19 protein-coding genes are annotated in these 18,920 nt (G+C 52.8%); 3 read left to right on the top strand and 16 right to left on the bottom strand.

All coding sequences use genetic code 11. The annotated features are described in order from the left end of the window. On the bottom strand, nt 1–306 hold a 306-nt coding region (locus HYD27_RS26485), incomplete at its 3' end, for a hypothetical protein (RefSeq protein WP_219220251.1). 368 nt (nt 307–674) lie between these two features. Here HYD27_RS26485 and infC point away from each other — a divergent pair. Next, a complete protein-coding gene (infC, locus tag HYD27_RS26480; protein WP_219220249.1) occupies nt 675–1,193 on the top strand; it encodes a translation initiation factor IF-3 in 519 nt (172 codons plus the stop codon). 449 nt (nt 1,194–1,642) lie between these two features. On the opposite strand, the gene HYD27_RS26475 is transcribed toward infC, so the two are convergent. Then, nucleotides 1,643–1,996, bottom strand: coding sequence for an ArsR/SmtB family transcription factor (locus HYD27_RS26475; protein WP_219220248.1), 354 nt, complete (start codon nt 1,994–1,996; stop codon nt 1,643–1,645). A gap of 138 nt (nt 1,997–2,134) precedes the next feature. Here HYD27_RS26475 and HYD27_RS26470 point away from each other — a divergent pair, with 138 nt between their 5' ends. Beyond that, nucleotides 2,135–3,535, top strand: coding sequence for an MFS transporter (locus tag HYD27_RS26470; RefSeq protein WP_219220245.1), 1,401 nt, complete (start codon nt 2,135–2,137; stop codon nt 3,533–3,535). Nucleotides 3,536–3,695: 160 nt separating this feature from the next. Here HYD27_RS26470 and HYD27_RS26465 read toward each other — a convergent pair whose 3' ends face one another. The 9 genes from HYD27_RS26465 to HYD27_RS26425 form a co-directional block, all read right to left on the bottom strand. Continuing rightward, nucleotides 3,696–3,863, bottom strand: coding sequence for a CxxH/CxxC protein (locus HYD27_RS26465; RefSeq protein ID WP_219220258.1), 168 nt, complete (start codon nt 3,861–3,863; stop codon nt 3,696–3,698). A gap of 53 nt (nt 3,864–3,916) precedes the next feature. After that, nucleotides 3,917–4,150, bottom strand: a complete 234-nt coding sequence (locus HYD27_RS26460; protein ID WP_219220243.1) for a hypothetical protein — start codon at nt 4,148–4,150, stop codon at nt 3,917–3,919. Nucleotides 4,151–4,213: 63 nt separating this feature from the next. Further along, nucleotides 4,214–6,013, bottom strand: coding sequence for a thiol reductant ABC exporter subunit CydC (cydC, locus tag HYD27_RS26455; RefSeq protein WP_219220241.1), 1,800 nt, complete (start codon nt 6,011–6,013; stop codon nt 4,214–4,216). Further along, a complete protein-coding gene (cydD, locus tag HYD27_RS26450; RefSeq protein ID WP_219220239.1) occupies nt 6,010–7,827 on the bottom strand; it encodes a thiol reductant ABC exporter subunit CydD in 1,818 nt (605 codons plus the stop codon). The genes cydC and cydD overlap by 4 nt, the downstream gene beginning before the upstream one ends. Continuing rightward, nucleotides 7,827–8,843, bottom strand: a complete 1,017-nt coding sequence (gene cydB / locus HYD27_RS26445) for a cytochrome d ubiquinol oxidase subunit II (RefSeq protein WP_219220236.1) — start codon at nt 8,841–8,843, stop codon at nt 7,827–7,829. Before cydB ends, cydD begins: the two co-directional genes overlap by 1 nt. Further along, nucleotides 8,830–10,233, bottom strand: coding sequence for a cytochrome ubiquinol oxidase subunit I (locus tag HYD27_RS26440; RefSeq protein ID WP_219220234.1), 1,404 nt, complete (start codon nt 10,231–10,233; stop codon nt 8,830–8,832). Before HYD27_RS26440 ends, cydB begins: the two co-directional genes overlap by 14 nt. 223 nt (nt 10,234–10,456) lie before the next feature. Continuing rightward, complete coding sequence (locus tag HYD27_RS26435; RefSeq protein WP_219220232.1) at nt 10,457–10,687, bottom strand: cold-shock protein; 231 nt, start codon at nt 10,685–10,687, stop codon at nt 10,457–10,459. A 192-nt stretch (nt 10,688–10,879) separates the two neighbouring features. Further along, entirely contained in the window at nt 10,880–11,080 is a 201-nt protein-coding gene (locus HYD27_RS26430; protein ID WP_019914582.1) for a cold-shock protein, read from the bottom strand. A 396-nt stretch (nt 11,081–11,476) separates the two neighbouring features. Beyond that, on the bottom strand, nt 11,477–12,721 hold the full coding sequence (locus tag HYD27_RS26425; protein ID WP_219220230.1) for a S1C family serine protease: 1,245 nt from the start codon (nt 12,719–12,721) through the stop codon (nt 11,477–11,479). A gap of 433 nt (nt 12,722–13,154) precedes the next feature. On the opposite strand from HYD27_RS26425, the gene HYD27_RS26420 reads away from it, so the two are divergent. Continuing rightward, entirely contained in the window at nt 13,155–13,361 is a 207-nt protein-coding gene (locus HYD27_RS26420; protein WP_219220228.1) for a hypothetical protein, read from the top strand. Here HYD27_RS26420 and HYD27_RS26415 read toward each other — a convergent pair. The 5 genes from HYD27_RS26415 to yycF are packed head-to-tail and all read right to left on the bottom strand — an operon-like array spanning nt 13,330 to nt 18,787. Continuing rightward, a complete protein-coding gene (locus HYD27_RS26415; protein WP_219220226.1) occupies nt 13,330–14,136 on the bottom strand; it encodes an MBL fold metallo-hydrolase in 807 nt (268 codons plus the stop codon). The genes HYD27_RS26420 and HYD27_RS26415 overlap by 32 nt on opposite strands. An 18-nt stretch (nt 14,137–14,154) precedes the next feature. Then, nucleotides 14,155–14,895, bottom strand: coding sequence for a two-component system regulatory protein YycI (gene yycI, locus HYD27_RS26410; RefSeq protein WP_219220225.1), 741 nt, complete (start codon nt 14,893–14,895; stop codon nt 14,155–14,157). 39 nt (nt 14,896–14,934) lie between these two features. Further along, the gene (locus tag HYD27_RS26405; RefSeq protein ID WP_219220222.1) at nt 14,935–16,227 is read right to left on the bottom strand and encodes a YycH family regulatory protein; all 1,293 of its coding nucleotides are present in this window, start codon (nt 16,225–16,227) and stop codon (nt 14,935–14,937) included. After that, on the bottom strand, nt 16,224–18,056 hold the full coding sequence (gene walK / locus HYD27_RS26400; RefSeq protein ID WP_219220221.1) for a cell wall metabolism sensor histidine kinase WalK: 1,833 nt from the start codon (nt 18,054–18,056) through the stop codon (nt 16,224–16,226). Before walK ends, HYD27_RS26405 begins: the two co-directional genes overlap by 4 nt. Further along, a complete protein-coding gene (yycF, locus tag HYD27_RS26395) occupies nt 18,056–18,787 on the bottom strand; it encodes a response regulator YycF (RefSeq protein WP_219220219.1) in 732 nt (243 codons plus the stop codon). Before yycF ends, walK begins: the two co-directional genes overlap by 1 nt. Nucleotides 18,788–18,920 lie beyond the last annotated feature (133 nt).

Here is an 18,920-nt window from a genome sequence, read left to right as displayed (position 1 = left end):
CTGGAGGCGGGACTGGTAAAGTTCACGCATGAGTTCCGGTGGCAGTTGGCTTAACTTCCGGCAGAGGGACGAGGGGTGAATCGAAGAAACCCCCGTCCACTCCTGAAAACAAGGCGTGCGGAACAGGGAATCGGCGATGTCCTGTACCCCGGATCGGCGGCTCAGGATCGCTTCCAAAAAAAGAAATAGGGTACTGCCCCAATTCAGTTTTTTGGCATAACGGTCACCGATCCACAACCTGCTTTTCGTGTTTAACCACGTAGTGACTTGACATAACAATCCTTGTTCAGGTAACTTATACAGCAAGAGATCTCCTTTCGTGGGTGTCGTTACAACTTCTACGATACAGGAATCTCTTTTTTTTGTGCACTTTTTTAGATTTCCATAGAATGTAAGCTTCTTTGCAAGATTACTGCTGTTCACCCCGAATTAACGGCAGAAATGCCGTTGTTGAGGCCTAACTAGCCCCGGCACCCCGAATTAACGGCAGAAATGCCGTTGTTGGGGCCTAGCTGGCCAACTCTCATCACCTCTTACTTTTTTCTTACCCATAGTTCTTACTTAGTTTATTCTGGGATAGGCTCTTAACCATGCTTCCGCAAATCGAAATTGAACCGCTGGCGGGTTCCGTATATGATAGCTATAGGATAATTTACCCGGGAGGCTTGGTTGCAATGGCAGTCTTGATCAACGAACAAATTCGGGCATCCGAGGTGGTGCTTACCGGCTTGAATGGGGAGCAGATTGGGGTGGTCGCAAGAGAGGAAGCGCTGGCTATGGCCCGGTCGAGAGGAGCGGACCTGGTCTGCACCTCGCTGATGAGCAGCCCGCCGCCCTGCAGCCTGATGCCCAAAGGCAGGGCCAAGTCCGCCGCTCAGAAGGATGGTACTGCCCGCAAGGCCGCTTCCGGCCGCGCTTCGGCAGGCCCTGGCGGCAAGGAGAAGGTTAAGGAGCTGCGCTTCACCGCGCATATTGAGGAGCATGATTACGACACGAAGCTGCGGCAGGCGGACAAGCATCTGCGCTCCGGGAAGCCGGTACAGCTGGTGGTAAAAGCCTCAGGCGCGAAGGAAGCAGCCGCTGCCAAGGCAGTCGTCGAACGGCTGCTTACTGATCTTAAGGAAGCCGGCGTGAAAGACACCGGCATCCAGTATGGCGGCAAAGGCGCCCAGGTGAAAGTGAACCCCCGCTGAGAGACTGCGACGGAATAAATTGCCGCTAAGTTGTTGATAAAACTCCCAAAACCGTGGAGATTTTGTCAACAAAAGCGGGTACTCATTTCCTCGCAGCCCCTAAGCAAAGAAGATGATCACCCTGTATGGATTGAACTATATAAACTGAACTTGCAATTTTTCTACTTCGGGATGGCGTGACTCCAGAAAATGCTTGGGCTTCCGGCCGCTACCGCTCCTACAGTTCCAAACTCCCCTCCCTCCACTTTTCCCCTTTGCCGTTTACCAAATTCAATCTATGCAGCAGCAGCAAAAGACAAAGCCTGCAACGGCTTTGTCTTTTCTTTTTTGCATAAAGAAAACGCTCTCCAAAATACTCCGCTGCTCAAAAGCTTATATAGGCGTATGCCCGCACAACCAATTGGCTCTGCCCTTGAACAGCACGCCCCGGCTGCTCTTCCCCCCGCGCCTTAGTTGCTGTCCTTCTCGTCTGTTTCCGCCACCAGCGCAGGCTGCCCGTTAGCCTCATAAGCGTTCAGCACGGAATCAAGCAAACCGGGGAAGCGTGCATTCAGATCCTCGGTCCGCAGGGACAGCATACGCTGTGTTCCTTGAACACGCGTATAGATAACACCCGCCTCGCGCAGCGTCCGGGCATGATGGGACAGCGTTGATTTGGCAACAGGCACGTTGAAGCAGTTGCAGGCCTGTTCCCCGTTGTTCTTGATATCTGAAATGATGGATAAGCGGATGGGATCACTGAGCGCATACAGTACGGAGGCAAGCTGAATGTCCTTGCGGTCCGGATGAAAAAGTATTTTCATGGATCATTAGCCCCTTTGTGATACAGATGGATGCCGAAAATTATTGTGTTCCTAATTGCATTTTAACTCAACGCATGCTATATTTCAAATGTTCGAACACAATCGAACTATCAAACAAGCAAAAGGAGTGGCCATCACATGGACTCAGTTAATAAAACCTCCGCTGTAGCGGAAAATGTAGATTCTCCGGTGGAAGCCACTCTTCCAAGGGAAGGACTCCTGACTCTCCTGTTCAGTGTTGCGGTGGTTCTCGTCATTATGAATACGGCTATGTTCAACCTGGCACTGCCCGATGTGACCAAGACGTTCGGCATCTCCGCTTCCGCCGCTTCCTGGATCGTAACCGGGTATTCCATTATGTTCTCCATAGCTTCAATTACTTACAGCAGGCTCTCCGACTTCCTGCCGATCCGCAGACTGCTGACGATTGGTCTTTTGACAATCGGCTTTGCGGCGGTTGCCGGCTTCCTCAGCACGAACTTTATCTTCCTCCTGATTGTGCGGGTTGTGCAGGCCTCCGGCGCCGGGGCGGTTATGTCGCTGTCGCTGGTTCTGTTCACCCGGTACGTCCCGCTGCACCGGCGCGGCAAAGCAATGGCTACCATTATGTCCGCCGTATCGCTTGGACTGGGTCTCGGTCCTGTTGCAGGCGGCGCGATTACCCAGTATTTCGGCTGGAACTGGCTGTTTGCCGTTACCGCTGTGATTCTGCTGCTGGTGCCGCTGTTTCTGATGCTGCTGCCCAAAGAGCTGCCCAGCCGCGGTTCCTTCGACGCCATTGGAGGTATCTTCCTCGGGATCGGCACCACCGGTCTGCTGCTGTTCCTGACGAGCGGCCTGTGGATGGCACTGGTTGCCGGGCTTGCCGCGGTTGGCTTGTTCGTGAGCCGTATCCGCACCACCCCTGATCCGTTTGTCATGCCGGCCCTTTTCAGAAACCGGCCGTACCTGGTGCTGTCCCTGGTCGGAATTGCCTCATACCTGTGCAGCTTTGCCACACTGTTCCTGCTGCCGCAGATACTGGTTCACCGCTTCGGCTTCAGTGCAAGCCATGCCGGATTTGTGATTTTTCCGGGTTCCCTGCTGGCGATCTTCGTGTCACGCTCGGTAGGCCGGATCATTGACCGCTATGGCAACGGAGGAATTATGCGTTTGGGGCCGCTGCTTGTGCTGACCGCTACCGTGCTGTTTGCCCTATTCGCCGGACATTCGTGGATAGCCGTGATGCTGGTATATATGATCATGAGTCTGGCCTTCACCACACTATCCAGCAGTGTATCGAATGAAATCTCCCGCATCCTGCCTTCCTCGCAGATTGGCTCGGGGATGGGTCTGTTCCAGCTGCTGCAGTTCTTCAGCGGGGCCTTTGGCGTCGCCATGGCAGCGAGCGCTTTGGAATGGCAGCACGGACTGTCTCTGTCTGCGGCTTACTCCAACATTTACTGGGGACTTTCAATCGCCGCCCTGATCGCCATTGCCTCAGCCTTTATGTACCGCCGGAGCAGCGGGAGCAGGGCTGAAGAACTGATTGAGGCGTGAAGTTCAAAGAGCTTCCATCTATAAAAATGCCCTGCAGCTCACTTTCACAGCTGCAGGGCAGGCCTGATCAAAAGTGACCGCATAGCGCGGGTATGAATGTACATCCGGCGCATGGTCATCTTTTGAATAAATGATTCCATAATCACGAAGCTCTTCGGCTCTAAACTACCAGAACCTCTGCATTCTTATCGCATTCCGCACATTTCGCCGGCGGGTCCCAGTCTGAAAACTCCGTCTCCTTCAAATCCACAAGATCCGGTGCATCCTCGAACTCGTCCACAAATTTGTCGATGGCCAGCTCCACATGCTCCTTGCACACTACATACATTCGATCAAGCATCCCTTTCTGTGCCGCCTGCGGCGTATACTCCTTCTACTGTTCTACCACACTTCCCTGTAAAAAGGAACTCCCGCCGCAGAGTTTACACACTCGCCGCAAACTGCTGAATATCCTCCGCAATCAGCGCCAGCGCATCCCGCCAGAATTCCAAGAAAATGCCCGGACTGCCGCTGCAATCCGTACAGGTAGAACTCATGCGCAGCCAGATAGGGCGATGAAGCGATGATCGGCTTCAGCTCTGCAATACCCGGCCAGCCATTTGCTGAAGCCTGCATAGACCTCCCCCGCTGCGGCTTCTCAGCTCGTCCATTCTGTTCATCCCTTCCACATCGTAATCACTACATTTCCGCAAGCTGTCCAAGGAACTCGCCGGGCCGGTCCAGCTCATACAATCTGCGGTAACGCGGTTCGCGGGCCAGCAGCTCCGCATGGGTGCCGCGCATCTCCACAAGCCCGTTCTCCATGAAAATCACTTCGTCCATCTGTTCCGCACCCGCCAGATGGTGGGTGACCCAGATCAGCGTCTTCTCCTTCATAGCGCCGAACATCGTCGCCAGCAGCTCGCGCTCCGTGCGCGGATCGAGCCCGACAGTAGGCTCATCGAGCACTACAACAGGCGTATTCTGCAGCAGGATGCGGGCCAGGGCAATCCGCTGGCGTTCCCCGCCGGAGAAGCGCTGTCCGGCCTCGCGCACCGGCGTGTCATAGCCCTCCGGCAATGAGGAGATCAGGGTATCCAGCCGGGCCAGTTCCCCGGCCCGCTTGATGTCTTCGTCCGGTGCATCGGGATTGCCCAGCCGGATATTATTCGCCACCGTTGTGTCGAACAGATGCGGGCTCTGGTTCAGTACGGCAATCAGCCTGGGAATTCTCTCCCCATACGCAGCAGCATCGATGCCGCTAATGACAGCAGACCCTGCCGAAGGTGTAATTACACCTTGAATCAGCTTCAGCAGCGTCGATTTGCCTGCTCCGCTGCGGCCGATAATGGCAATCTTCCGCCCCTGCGGAATGTCGAGACTCAGATCCTGTATCGACCATTCATCCCCGGAGGCATAACGGTATCCTGCATTCTTCAGCTGAATATGCGCACGATGGGTCTCCCGAATCGTCCGGACGGCAGCGTCTGCAAGAGCTGCTGTCTCCGCATTTCCTGCCTTGGCCCCCATTCCCGGCACGCTGTCCTTCGCTTCTTCCACACCGGACAGCCGTTCCAGAGAATTGCGGTACTGCGGTATCTTCTCCACAGCCTCCGAGACCGGCAGGAAAACATCAGCCACCGGAAACACAACCAGTACGAACGCTGCAATCAGCGTTCCGGCGATAGCGCCGCTCTGATATTCTCCGCCGGCCCAGTAGATTACCGATACGACAGCGATCCCGACCACAGCCTGCCCTATGAACATCCGCAGGCGCGCCCATCTGCGGAGCGCTCCGTCTGTGCGGGCAACCAGCTTCTCGTCCGCCTCGTAGGTGGCTACGAACTGGCTCTGCCGCCCGCTGATCACCCAGTCGCCCATGCCCAGCACGGCATCGGTCAGCTTCTGGTAGAGCCGGTTGCGCTCCTGCTTCACGAGCCGCTGGCGCGACTGCGTCAGCAGCAGTGAAATCAGCGGAAGCACAACTACAAGCACCAGCATGTAAAGTCCCATCAGCAGCGCAAAGGCCACATCGAACGCGCCCAGCGAAATAATGGCAGCGGCGTAGATCAAGAGTGCAATAATACTGGGGAACACGGTACGCAAGTACACATTCTGCAAGTATTCAATGTCATCGGCGAGCATACCGAGAATATCTCCGGTACGGAAGCGCGAGGACAGGAACAGCGCCTGCGGCTCCAGAATATTGTACAGCCGGATACGCATCTTGGAGAGAATACGCAGGATCGTATCATGCGAGACCAGGCGCTCCGCATAATGGATTACCGCCCGGCTCGTACCGAAGGTGCGCACGCCAACTATCGGCACATAGATCATCAGAATATTTTCCGGCGGTATGGATGCCTTCGAGATCAGGAACCCCGAGGTATACATCAGGGATGAGGCTGAGAAAATCGTCAGCGCACCCAAGGCTATGATCAGCAGAAACCGCCAGAAATAAGAATTGAAATAGGGAGCAAGCCATCCTTCACGTTTCAATGGATTCCCTCCAATTGACTCTGAATAAGCTCATAATAAGCCCCTCTGCGGGCTATAAGCTCTTGATGTGTACCAACCTCGGCCGCTTGTCCCTGCTGCATGACGACAATGAGATCCATATCCATCATCCAGTGCAGCCGGTGCGTCGCCAGGAAGACCAGCTTTCCCTCAAAAAGCGGGAGCATCGTTTCCTTCAGCTCGTACTCCGTCTCAATATCAAGATGAGCGGTCGGCTCATCCAGCAGCATGATCGGCCGGCTGCTCAGCAATGCCCGGGCCAGCGCTACACGCTGCTCCTGCCCGCCGCTGAGTGAACGCCCGCCGCCGCCGATCATTTCATCCAGCCCATGCGGCAATGAAGCAGCCAGCTTCGATAATCCGGCAGCCGCAACAACTCCGGCAACAGCCTCTTTCGCCGCTTCCGGATAATAGAAGCGCACATTATCCGCCAGCGTGCCGCTGAAGATATAAGGCTTCTGCGGAATATAGGCGGTCTGCTTGCGCCATTCCTCATCCGTAAGCGCGCTGACCTTGTTGCCGTTCACCTCAAGCGTGCCGGAGGTCGGATGCAGGAAGCCGCCCAGAATATCCACCAGCGTGGACTTCCCCGCTCCGCTTTCACCGATAATGCCGATTTTGGCATTTCCGCTGAATTCCAGGTTCACTTCAGCCAGCGAAGCAATTCCGTCCGCTTCATATTTCACGCCCACCTGATGAAGCACAAGCGTGCTGTCCTTCTTCCAGGAGAATACATCAGCCCTGAGTTGTCCAGTTCCGGAAGCAGCGGCACCAGTACCGTCTCCTGTAAGCGTTCCAGCCTTATCTCCAGCTCCAGCGTTGTCTCCAGCCGAATTCAGCAGCTTGGCCTCTGCCTCCTCCCGGTCGATAATACTCTTCATCGCTTCTCCCGCTTCCTTGCCGTCAAGGGTGGCATGGAAGTCAGCGCCAACCAGCCGGACAGGCAGGAAATATTCCGGTGCCAGAATCAGAATCGTCAGCCCTGTGACCAGCGTCATCTGTTCATTCACGAGCCGAAGGCCCAGGCTTACCGCAACCGAAGCCACTGACAGCATGGTGAAGAAATCCATGGCGAACGAAGACAGAAAAGCCACACGCAGCGTGCGCATGGTCGCTGAGCGGTAGCGGTCACTGACAGCTGCAATACTTCCGCTGTGGCTGCGGCTGCGCCCGAGAAACTTCAGCGTTTCCAGCCCGCGCAGCGAATCCACAAAGTGATTGGACAAGGTGCGGTACGACTTCAATTGCCGGTCCATCTGCTTGCGGGCCGTCATTCCGATCAGGATCATAAAGACAATAATGATCGGCATCGTCAAGGTCAGAATCACACCGCTTGAGGTATCCTGGGTATAGATATACACCAGCAGCAGCGCCGGAGTCACCGCCATCCCCACCATCCGCGGGATAATGAGCTCCACATACGTCCGAAACTTCGCGACTCCTTCAAGCACAAGCGTAACCAGCTCCCCGGTGCCCCGGTCGCCTGCCAGCCTTGGTCCCAGCTGGAACAGCTTGTCCATCATTTGTCTTCTCATGCTGCTGCCGGTCGCTTCGGCGAAGCGGTACGACACGCGGCTCATCAGCATGGCGCTGGCATGGCGCGCCAGAAACGCAAGAAGGAACAAGAGCGATTTCGCCCCTTGTTCCTTCAGCGGTTCTCCCGCAAACAGCGCAGAGACAACTTCCGCCAGCGACTTGGCCAGCAGAAGAATGGACAGGCTTTGCACCAGGGTAAGGAAGCCCACGATCAGAAAGACCGGCTTAACTCCTTTGTACCCAAGCAAATTTTTATCCATCAGTATTCAAGATGCTCCTTCTCATGAACCCGTTTATGAAAGACGAAATAGCTCCAGATCTGATAGCCAAGCACGAACGGCAGCAGCGACAACGCCACAATCGTCATGACCTTCAGTGAATAATGGCCTGAAGCGCTATTAATAATCGTCAGATTAAAGGCTTGATCCAGCGAACTGATCATTACCCGCGGGAACAGTCCGACAAAGATGGAGACGACCGACAATGCCATAACAGCACCGGTCATGCCGAAGGCCAGCCCGTCTCTCTTCTTGCTCATGAAATAGCCGGATAGCACATAAGCAGCAATACCGAGGATAACGATAACGGACAGCAGTCCTCCGCGTTGTTCGAATATATCCGTCATGTAATACGTCATTACGACAAATGCCAGCAGCAGCGCGGCCAGCGGGAACAGCAGCTTCTGCGCCAGCTTGCGCGCTCGTTCCTGCAGATCACCCAACGTACGAAGTGTAGTGAACATCAGCCCGTGCACCAGGCAGAGCAGCACTACAGTAATTCCTGCCACTACGGTATAGGTATTCACAATATCGAAGAATCCGGCATACATCTGCATCTCCCCGTCGATCGGCAGCCCCTTGATGAAGCTGGCGAACACTACGGCAAGCAGGAACGGCGGCAGGAAGCTGCCGAAGAAGATGCAGACATCCCAGGTTCTCTGCCAGGCCAGCGAATTCCTTTTACCTCTGAATTCAAAGGCAACACCACGGGCAATGAGCGCCAGCAGCGCGAAGACAAAGGGAATATAGAATCCGCTGAAGAGTGTGGCATACCAGTGCGGAAAGGCAGCGAACATGGCCCCCGCGCCGGTAATCAGCCATACTTCATTGGCATCCCAGAACGGCCCGATCGAGTTAATCAGCACCCGTCGCTCCGTATCATTCTTCGCCAGAATCTGAGTTTCCATCCCTACCCCGAAGTCAAAGCCTTCCAGGAAGAAAAAGCCGACAAAAAGCACAGCAATCAGCACAAACCATAATTCATTAAGAGAAAGCATGGGACCCCTCCTTATTATACGGATCATGCGATTCGCCGTGATCGTTATCCATGGCGTAAGGACCTTTTTTGATCACCTTGATGAACAAGCCAACCAGTACCAGACCAAGAATTGCATAAATCGTTGTAAAAGAAATCACCGAGAACAGCACCTGTCCGCTCGTGATATTAGGAGATACGCTATCCTCTGTAGTCATTAATCCAAATACCGTCCATGGCTGCCGCCCCATCTCGGTCATGATCCAGCCCGACGTATTGGCAATCGGCGGAAGCAGCAGCCCCCAGAACATGAAGCGCATGAACCAGGTGTTCGGGCGTTCCATCTTCTTGCGCCACATCAGGTAGATGGCGTATACTCCCAGCGCAATCATAAGCGAGCCTGCAGCGACCATGATCCGGAAGCTCCAGAAGGTCGTGCGTACCGGCGGAATATAATCGCCAGGGCCGTAAGCTTGCTCATACTCAGCCTGCAACGTATTCATTCCTTTCACAGACCCGGAAAACTTGCTGTAGGAGAGAAAGCTCAGCAAATATGGAATCTTAACTTCATGAGTGCTCATCTTGTTCTCGGGATCTATGGCTGCAAACACCGTCCACGCAGCCGGATCGTCGCTGTCATCCCATAGCCCTTCGGAAGCGGCCATCTTCATCGGTTGGGTACCTACCAGATACTGTGCCTGGGCATGACCGGCAATGGCAACGCCAAACGAAGAGATAATGCCAACAATCGCAGCAATCTCAAAGGATTTCCGAAAAAAAGAAACATCCTGCTTCTTCAGCAATTTATACGCACTGATACCGGTAACCAGAAATGCGCCTGTTGCATAAGCCGCAAGCACCGTGTGCGGGAACTCGACCAGCAATTGTCCGTTCGTAACCAGTGCCCAGATATCGTTCATCTCTGCCCGTCCATTATTGACAGCGAAGCCCACCGGATGCTGCATGAACGAGTTGGCCAGCAGAATCCAGAAGGCCGACAGCATCGTTCCAAGCGCTACCAGCCAGATCGAGAGCAGGTGGATGCGTTTGGATACCTTATCCCAGCCGAAAATCCAAATTCCAATAAAGGTCGACTCCAAAAAGAAGGCAAGCAAGGCTTCAATCGCCAGCGGTGCACCGAACACATCACCGACAAAGCGCGAATAATCCGACCAGTTCATCCCGAACTGAAACTCCTGCAATATTCCTGTCACTACGCCCACGGCAAAGTTTATCAGAAAAAGCTTTCCCCAGAACTGGGCCATTCTTTTGTACTCATCATTGCCTTTTCTGACATACATCGTCTCCATAATTGCAATCAAGAGCGCGAGTCCAATTGACACCGGTACAAAGAAATAATGAAAAATCGTCGTTGACGCAAATTGTATACGCGACAGCATAACTGTATCCATATTTCTCCCCTTCCTTATCCCCATTCAATATGTCTATTCTGTCAAAAATCCAGAGGTCAAAGTGTGACATTTGTCACATCAAACACCCTGTTTAGCCTTGAAATTCAATAAATTTGTGACAAATATCACAATATAACCCCTAGAAAGCAAAAAAAATAAGACGGTTTTACCGTCTTGGATGTGTTCAGTATTCTATAGAAAGCTTGACTCATAAAGGCATTGGTCAGGTAATGGAAATACCCTTCTTCAGCGATTTCAAATCGCCATTGGAATTGAGCAGCTGCGGCAGCATCTTCATGCTGCGCTCCATGGAAGAGTGGCAGAGAGGACAAGAAGGCGCATGTTCAAATGCGAAATTATCCCTCATCCATCCATTGCACCCATCGTTGGTGCAGGCCCAAATTGCGGTATTTTCTTCCGGTACTTCCTCCAAAGGCTTCTTCCGGTAGTTCATTGCCGTTCCTCCCTTCCTTTATGCACAAGTTGAGAATCCAGACAAGTAGAAACGACATTGCCGTCCTTGATGTTAAGGACGGCAACCGTTTCACGAGTAATATAAGGATCGGTATTGCATGAAGCATATCGCTCCTTATATTTTAAAAAAAGACCGTCCCATCTTTCATAAGCGGGGACGGCACCTTCTATATTACAGTTTTACAACGTTTTCGGCTTGTGGTCCACGGTTGCCTTGAACAACGTTGAATTCAACGCGTTGGCCTTCGTCCAAAGTTTTGAAGCCGTCGCCAGTAATTGCGCTGAAGTGAACGAATACGTCGCTTCCGCCTTCAACTTCAATGAAACCGAATCCCTTTTCTGCGTTGAACCATTTAACTGTACCTGTTTGCATGTGTGTTACCTCCACAAATTTAAATTAATATGTTCTTTTTATCTTCAAACAAAGAAAAAATTCACACATTGAGAAAGGTTGTACTCCATTTGACAGCCCTTTTCAATACGAGAATTAGGTATCAATTGTATGATTATTTTTATGTTACCACACCTCAATAACAAAGGCAAGCTGTCCCATCCGAATTTCTCCGTTTTTTCACTTATTAGGTTAACTTTCCAATGTAAGGGTTGCCAGTGTAGTGAAGTCAGCCAATTCTTTGGCCTCTACGTTATCTTTTACCCCCTATTTACAACTTAGAAACGGCCGCCGCCCTTAAATCCAACAAAAATTAAGGGCGTGCGAACCGCTTCCTTCACGTGACTGCCTCTATATTATATACTGCGAAAACAGCTTTTATTCCTCCGGCTTCTCAAGAAGTTTTACTGTGATCTGCTTTACTTCTCCATTGCGGTAAAAAGTAATCTTCAGTTCATCCCCGATCTTGGTATGATCGTAGAGATATTTACGCAATGACAATGTGGATGTAATGGACTGGTTGTTGAACTTCGTAATTACATCGTTGAACTGGAGGCCTGCAGCCTTCGCCGGTCCCACCGCATCCAGTACGACCACCCCGTCCTTCACACTGGTAGGCAGATTCAGCTCCTTGCGCTGATCCTCAGCGAGCGGTACATAAGGATTATTCAGATCCACCGAATACACCCCTAAGTAGGAACGGGCTATTTTCCCATTGGCTTCCAGCTCATCGGCCGCCTCCATCACATGGTTCGCCGGAATTGCGAAACCAAGCCCTTCCACGCCCGTGTCGGAGATCTTCATTGTATTAATGCCGATCACCTTGCCGTCCAAATCTACCAAAGCGCCGCCGCTGTTGCCCTCATTGATTGCGGCATCGGTCTGAATGACCTCCTGCTCCCAGTCATACACGCCATCCTGGTTGAGTGATACGGGAATGGTCCGCTCTGTATAGCTGACGATTCCGGAAGTCAACGTATCCCCGAGACCCAGAGGATTGCCGATGGCAATGACGGTCTCTCCCAGCCGCAGCTTAGAAGAATCTCCAATTTGGGCGATCGTATTAATACCTTTGGCGTCAATGGAGAGCACCGCAATATCACTGACCTTATCCGCTCCCACCAGCGCTGCTTTGCGGGTCTCCCCATCCACCGTAACGACCTCCAGCTTCCCTGCGCCTTCAATTACATGATTATTTGTAATGATAAAAGCCTTGCCGTCGTCCTTTTTATAGATAACTCCCGATCCAAGTGCCGACTCATCGAGAATATTAAGCTCCTCGTTGTCTTCCTTATGATTAATAATGCTTACTACCGCTGGGCGAACAAGGGCTGCAGCCTGAATAATACGATCATAGGGATCACCGCTGCTTGCAGCAACCTTGTCAATGACCGCAGGTGAGGCGGCTTTCTCGCGGGTCAGCTGTCCCGTCACCAGACTGAACAGAAGCACGGCCGTCACAGCACTGACTATGGAGCAGATCATGGCTACCTGCCAGGTGGCCAGGCTCCTCCGCGATCTGCGGGGCCATTTATACCCGCCCGGCGCACTTGAGGCACCTTGCTTGCTTCTTCTTCGCCGTGATACTTTCGTTGAATAGAAATCATCGTCAAACAGTCCCACCGCTACATCCTCTCCCCTCTAATGCTGCTGCATTCAAGACCTGAACGCCAAGCAACCACGTCCGAGCTTATCTCATCTTCTCTTAGACTCCAGGAAGCGCCAAAAGGTTTCATTTTATTTATTCATCACATAAGTGCGGAGGTAAGCGTACAGAATCTCCTATTCTTGCAACCTAGCATTAAACGTTGCTGCTTAGCAGGAATATTTTGCAGCCTAAAAGACTACAATAATAGAAATGGATGGATGTAGATGCCCATCGGTTCTTACTAATTGATTGTATCACAGGCAGATGCCACACCGCGTTTTTTCTGCCGTAAAATTAATGTAAATTTATTCATGCTTTGACGGCCATTACAATTCAGCCTGATGCTTCCGAAGTTAGCTTTGCCGAAATAGCTCTAGATGCTTACCAAACTTTAAGGAGGAGTGTACTATGGAATCTTTTTCGGCCAGCATGGACCTGGTGCAGTTTATCGGCAAGCTGGGTGATCTTAAGGATGAACACTATCATCTGGTGCTTGTCCAAAGTGCCATGATTGAGCTGCTGATTGATAAGGGCCTCTTTTCGCGCCAGGAACTGGAGCATAAAATCGCGGAGGTGGACCGGCTTATGACTGGCTCACCCTATCCCATGGCGTAGGGCGGTCATAGAAAGTATCGCAAAGCCTGAATTCACTATCTCTGAAAAAACAGCCCCGGTCTTCCATCGCCCCTCGCACTGACATTTTGGCTAAGTCCATCATATTGTGGTCCCGGCTCAGGTGTGCCAGATAGGTGCGTTTGGTCCGCCCCGTAAGAATTTCGCTCAGTGCCGCACCTGCCGCCTCATTGGATAAATGGCCCAGATCGCCAAGAATCCGCCGCTTGGTGTTCCATGGGTAGCGTCCCATTCTCAGCATTTCAATATCATGATTGGCCTCCAGCACAAGCACATCGGCATCCGAAATCGCTGTGCGCACCTTATCGCTGACATACCCCAAATCCGTCGCCACGCAAAGCTTTTCTTTACCATCATAAAAGTTATAGCCCACCGGCTCCTCAGCGTCATGCGAGATCGCGAACGACTCCACACGCAGGCTGCCGAAGTCCCTGTACTGGCCGGTCTCCAGAATGACCCGGTTCTGCTCGGCAATCCTGCCGATGCCCTTCTCAATCGCCTGCCAGGTGTTGGTGTTGGCGTAGATCGGGAGATCGTATTTGCGCGCCATGGCCCCTAGTCCCTTAATATGATCGGAATGCTCATGCGTAATCAGAATTCCGTCGATATCCTCTCCTGCCAGCTCACGCATAGCCAGCAGCTCATCAATCCGCTTCGCGCTGAGCCCCGCGTCGATCATCAGCGTTGTCTCCCCGTTGCGCACCACTGTCACATTCCCGGTAGAACCGCTGGACAGCACTGTAAATGATATTCCCATCTCTCTCTCCTGCTCCCTTTACTCTGTTGTCTTCGGACTGATAATGTCCGCACTAATGGCATCCACATAATAGGCATTGCCATTCTCCAGCATGAACCGCCACATCGGCGAGGCTACCTGGCTTTCGGAATTGAACAGCTCCCCGTAATACCCCAGCTCAATCTCCTTGACTACAGAATTCGCCGGAAAATATTTCTCGATCAGGCTGCTGAGCGCCTGCGAGGCCGGCAGTACCTTCTGTACATTTTCGCTGCTGCCGGCTACAATCTCAATCTTGGGCCAGCGGTAGGCCACAATCTTCTGATCACTGTTGATCAGCTCCAGCCTGACTCGGAACAGCGACCATTTTTTATCCACGAGCGGATGGAGCACGGACTTGCCAACCTCGCTCTCCTGTGAATCGAAGCGGTAATTGGCAATATCCGGGATCTGGTCCTGCAGCGCGCTGCTGAGCTCAGCGAACGAGGAATAGATCAGCTTGCTGTCTATCGGCTCCTTAAGCTCTACAGGAGGTTCGTTCTGCTCCTCGCCGGAGTAATGATAAGTAATATCCGGCAGCTGCGGCGTGGCAGCCGGAATGGGGCACAGCACCCGGATGTCCTTTTCTTCCATGACAGCTTGCGTTTCCTGGGACAAGGAGGTGAAATCAAGGTTGGCGCTGGCCTGATCGCGCAGATCAATCCACAGCTGGTAGCACAGCAGCAGATTCAGCACCAGAAAGGCGTAAATCAGCACGTTTTTTGCTCTTCCCCAATCCATACCTTCCCCTCCTCAAAGTTGTATAAGCAGTTATCTCTCCTAATTCAACGTAAGCACGGTTCCATCATTAAGCGTAACCCGCCACACCGGAACCAATTGAAGCATGTCTCCCTTTATTGCGGGCACATAAGCCGGAGTCAGATCCTGCACCCCGGAAGTCTGGCTGATCTGCGCCAATTGGCTCTCCAGCTTTTCTCCAAATGACAGCTCCACAATTTTCTTCACCGCCTTAGCTTCATCCACAAACATCAGCGAGCGCTCATAGGAGGAGACCGTCCCTTGCTGCAGCTCCAGATTAATCACCCCGTACTGCAGCTGAAGCCGGCTGATAATCGGATACGAACCATAAGGAGAAGAGCCATAGAACTGTTGAAAAGAAACCTTGCGCTCCTGCCTGCCCTCTTCGGTTGCCGCAAGCCGGTATGTTCCGTTCCAGCCTCCGTGCTCATTGACAAAATCAACGGCCTCCAGGGCATCCTTGGCCGGCGTGCTCTCTCCGGCCGGAAGGGCGGCCGGATCGCTGTAGCTCATCCAGTTCTGTTCCTGATCCACCTGCAGACTGCGTTTGCTGTCAGTATAAATCTCCGAACCGTCCTTTTCAGGAATATATCTGGTGCTTCCCGAATCAAAAAAGAGATTGCTCTGCATTTGCTGAATGGTATACAAGCCTGAAGGCATTTCCACTTCAACCATCGGGATTTGGGCTGCGGGCACATAGTAATCGCCGTTCACCGCTGTATAATTAATCAGGTCTTTGCCAAAATCCACATGCTGCTGCACATCCTGCACAGTGAGGTCGGCCTTGGCCGCTTCATATACAATATCACCCCGGGTACTGAAAAAGATGGCATGCGCTTTGGAATCATTTTTAATATTGTAAATCCAGATCCGGTCGATGCTTTCCCCCTCAAACAGCGAATCCGGTGACAGCTGCATCACCCGCTGCAGCAGTGTTACCGGGATGCCTGCACCGAAAGACAGCTCAATGCCCGGATTTTCATTCCGGATTTTATCCCAGTCGAAATCCTGCACCGACCGCCGCTGAAAGCTCTCAAAGCTGCGCCCCTTCAGCCGGTTGAGGATGAGATTATAGAAGGTGGTATTGGGATAAAAAAGGGTATGCCTGCTTTCTCCCATATGAATGATCATTTTATCGGGATAGAGCATGTTTTCCACTTTCTCCTCCGGGCCCATATTATCCGTCTTCACATACAGATTTTCCGACATTACCGCTGAATCGCTGCCCGGCAGCCGGTAGATCAGATAATAGCTTTCTACAAGACTTCCAAAAACGAGCAGCGCGAGAATCCAAGACTTCACTTTTTCCTTCATGACCCACTCCCCCCTTCCTGCTTCAAAGGCAGTGTAAAGGTGACCAGTGAGCCCTCATTAAGCTCCGATTGCAGGGTAATCGAGCCGCCGTGCGCTTTGACAATTTCCCGGGCAATGGACAGGCCCAGGCCGGTGCCCCCCATATTGCGTGAGCGGGCCTTGTCCACCCTGTAGAAACGCTCAAAGATTCGCTCGATGTCCTTCTTGGGAATTCCGATCCCGGAATCCCGGACTGAAACCGCCAGCATTCCCTCTTCATTCTTCAGCGCCTCCAATTGAATCGCTCCGCCTTCCGGCGTATACTTCAGCGCATTGGAGACCAGATTGCCCAGCACCTGATCAATTTGATCGCGGTCAAGCCAGGCGCTCGCCACCTCCTTGCGGACTCTGGTGCTGATATGAATCCGCTTCTGGCGGATTTGAAAGGAGAAGCGGTCGGCCACATCCTCCAGCATCTCGGAGATATCCGTCTGCTGAATGCGCAGGCTGGATTCCTTCGAGTCCAGGCGCGAGAGATGCAGCAGGTCGGTCACAAGGCGGATCATGCGCTCCGTCTCATTGCGGATAACCCCAACGAACCGCACGGCAAGCTGCGGATCTTCAAGTGCGCCGTCATCCAGCGCTTCGACATAGCTTTTGATCGTTGTAAGCGGCGTCCGCAGCTCATGCGACACATTCGCTACGAACTCGCGGCGGGACTCCTCCAGATTTTCCTGCTCCGTAACATCCTGCAGGACTGCAATCGTACCCGCGATCCCCCCGCCTCCCCGGCGGTGAATCGGGGTGAAGGTAACCCGCACAATGTTGGGGTCCCCGCCCCCTATCGGAGAGAGATGAAGCATTGCGGACTGGGCGTTGCCCCGGGCCAGCGACCCGGACTGCTCATGATCCAGGCCCAGCAGCTCATCAAGGGGGGCACCCTCGGGCAGCGGGCCTTCCGAACCCAGCATATGTGCTGCCCGGGTATTCATTAGAATGACCCCGCCGCTCTCATCGGTGGCTACCACCCCATCGCTCATATTCGCCAGAATGGAGGCCAGCTTCTCCTTCTCCTCCTCATTCTGGGATAAAGCCTCCCGGAGTCTTCCGGTCATATAATTAAAAGCCTGGCTTAGCTGGCCAATCTCATCGTTGCCGAAGACCGGCATCTTGCGGTTGAAGCGCCCTTCAGCCACCGCTGTGGCGTGACGGGTCATTTCCTTGATCGGATGCGTGATTGTATGGGCCAGAATAACGCCCAGGACAGCCGTCAATGCCAGCGCCAGCAGCAGCCCGGAGAGAAATACGCTGTTGATTCGGCCCATGGTGGCATACAGATCCTTCATATCCGCAGCAATATAGATCGCCCCTACAACTTTGTCCCCGGAAAGCACCGGCTTCGCAACTACCTTTTTACGCACATTATCATCGGCGATGATATACTCCTCGTTATCGCTGATCCCCTGCAGGGCGCGGCTGACTACCGTCTGCGTGTTGCGCTGGCCCACATAATCATTCTGCGAAGGCACCGAGGTGGTGATAATCTTGCCGCTTGCATCCAGTACCTGGATTTCGGCGCCATTGATATACAGATTGTTGACCATGCCGCGCAGGCTCTCCACAGTATTTTCTTCATCTGCCGTCCCGGCCTCGCTGCCGAATTTGTCCGCTGTCAGAATCGAGAGCATCTCCGCCCGCGCCTTGAGATCTTTGGTGAAATTATCGGTCAGTGAATTTTTCATTGAGCTGACAAAGTACACACCGATCAGCTGCATGGCGATCAGAATCAGCAGCACATAAATAATAATAAGCTTGGCCTGTATCGTCCGGAAAAAGGACAGTCCCTTCATCACAACCCTCCGCTTTTGGGGCTATGCATTAAATAACCAAGTCCGCGCCGGGTAAAAATATATTCCGGCTTACTGGGATTCTCCTCAATTTTCTCTCTCAGACGGCGGATCGTCACATCAACGGTCCGCACATCCCCGAAATACTCGAAGCCCCATACGGCCTGCAGCAAATGCTCCCGGGTCATCACCTTGCCGGCGTGTCGAATCATATAGTAGAGCAGCTCATACTCACGGTGCGTCAGATCAAGCGGTTCGCCTTCCTTGTAAACCATATACATGTCGGTATCCACAAAAAGGCCAAAATGGTGTACGCCCTGCTTGCTTTCCAGCGGTTCATTGACCGCTTCCGAGAGGACCGGTTTTTGCTGGCGCCGCATTTGCGCTTTGACCCTTGCCAGCAGCTCCCGCGTACTGAACGGCTTGGTCACATAATCATCCGCGCCAAGCTCCAGGCCCAGCACCTTGTCAATCTCCCCGTCCTTGGCGGTAAGCATAATGATTGGGATATCCAGATGCGCGGAACGCACCTCACGGCAGACATCCATGCCGTCCTTGCCTGGAAGCATAAGATCAAGCAGCATCAGATCCGGCCGTTTGGACAATGCCAGCTCTACTGCACTGTTGCCGTCAAAGGCGCAGATCACCTCATAGCCCTCTTTTTCCAAATTGAATTTCAATATATCAGCAATAGGCTGTTCATCGTCTACTACCAGAATCGTCCCCATCTGCATATGCTCCGCTTCACCTTTCTAACCATACTTAGCATTGATTCTCTTATTTTAACATACCTGTCCTGGCGTCACATCCTGCGGGGCGCATTCTTGTCATTTCCGAAAAAAAAGCCGCCCAAATTATCCGGACGGC

Origin of the sequence: Paenibacillus sp. S150 (genome assembly GCF_019352175.1) — a bacterium.
Taxonomy (GTDB): Bacteria; Bacillota; Bacilli; order Paenibacillales; family Paenibacillaceae; genus Paenibacillus_AQ.
Note: the sequence above shows the minus strand (reverse complement) of the source record. Positions and strands in the feature narration are given on the sequence as shown.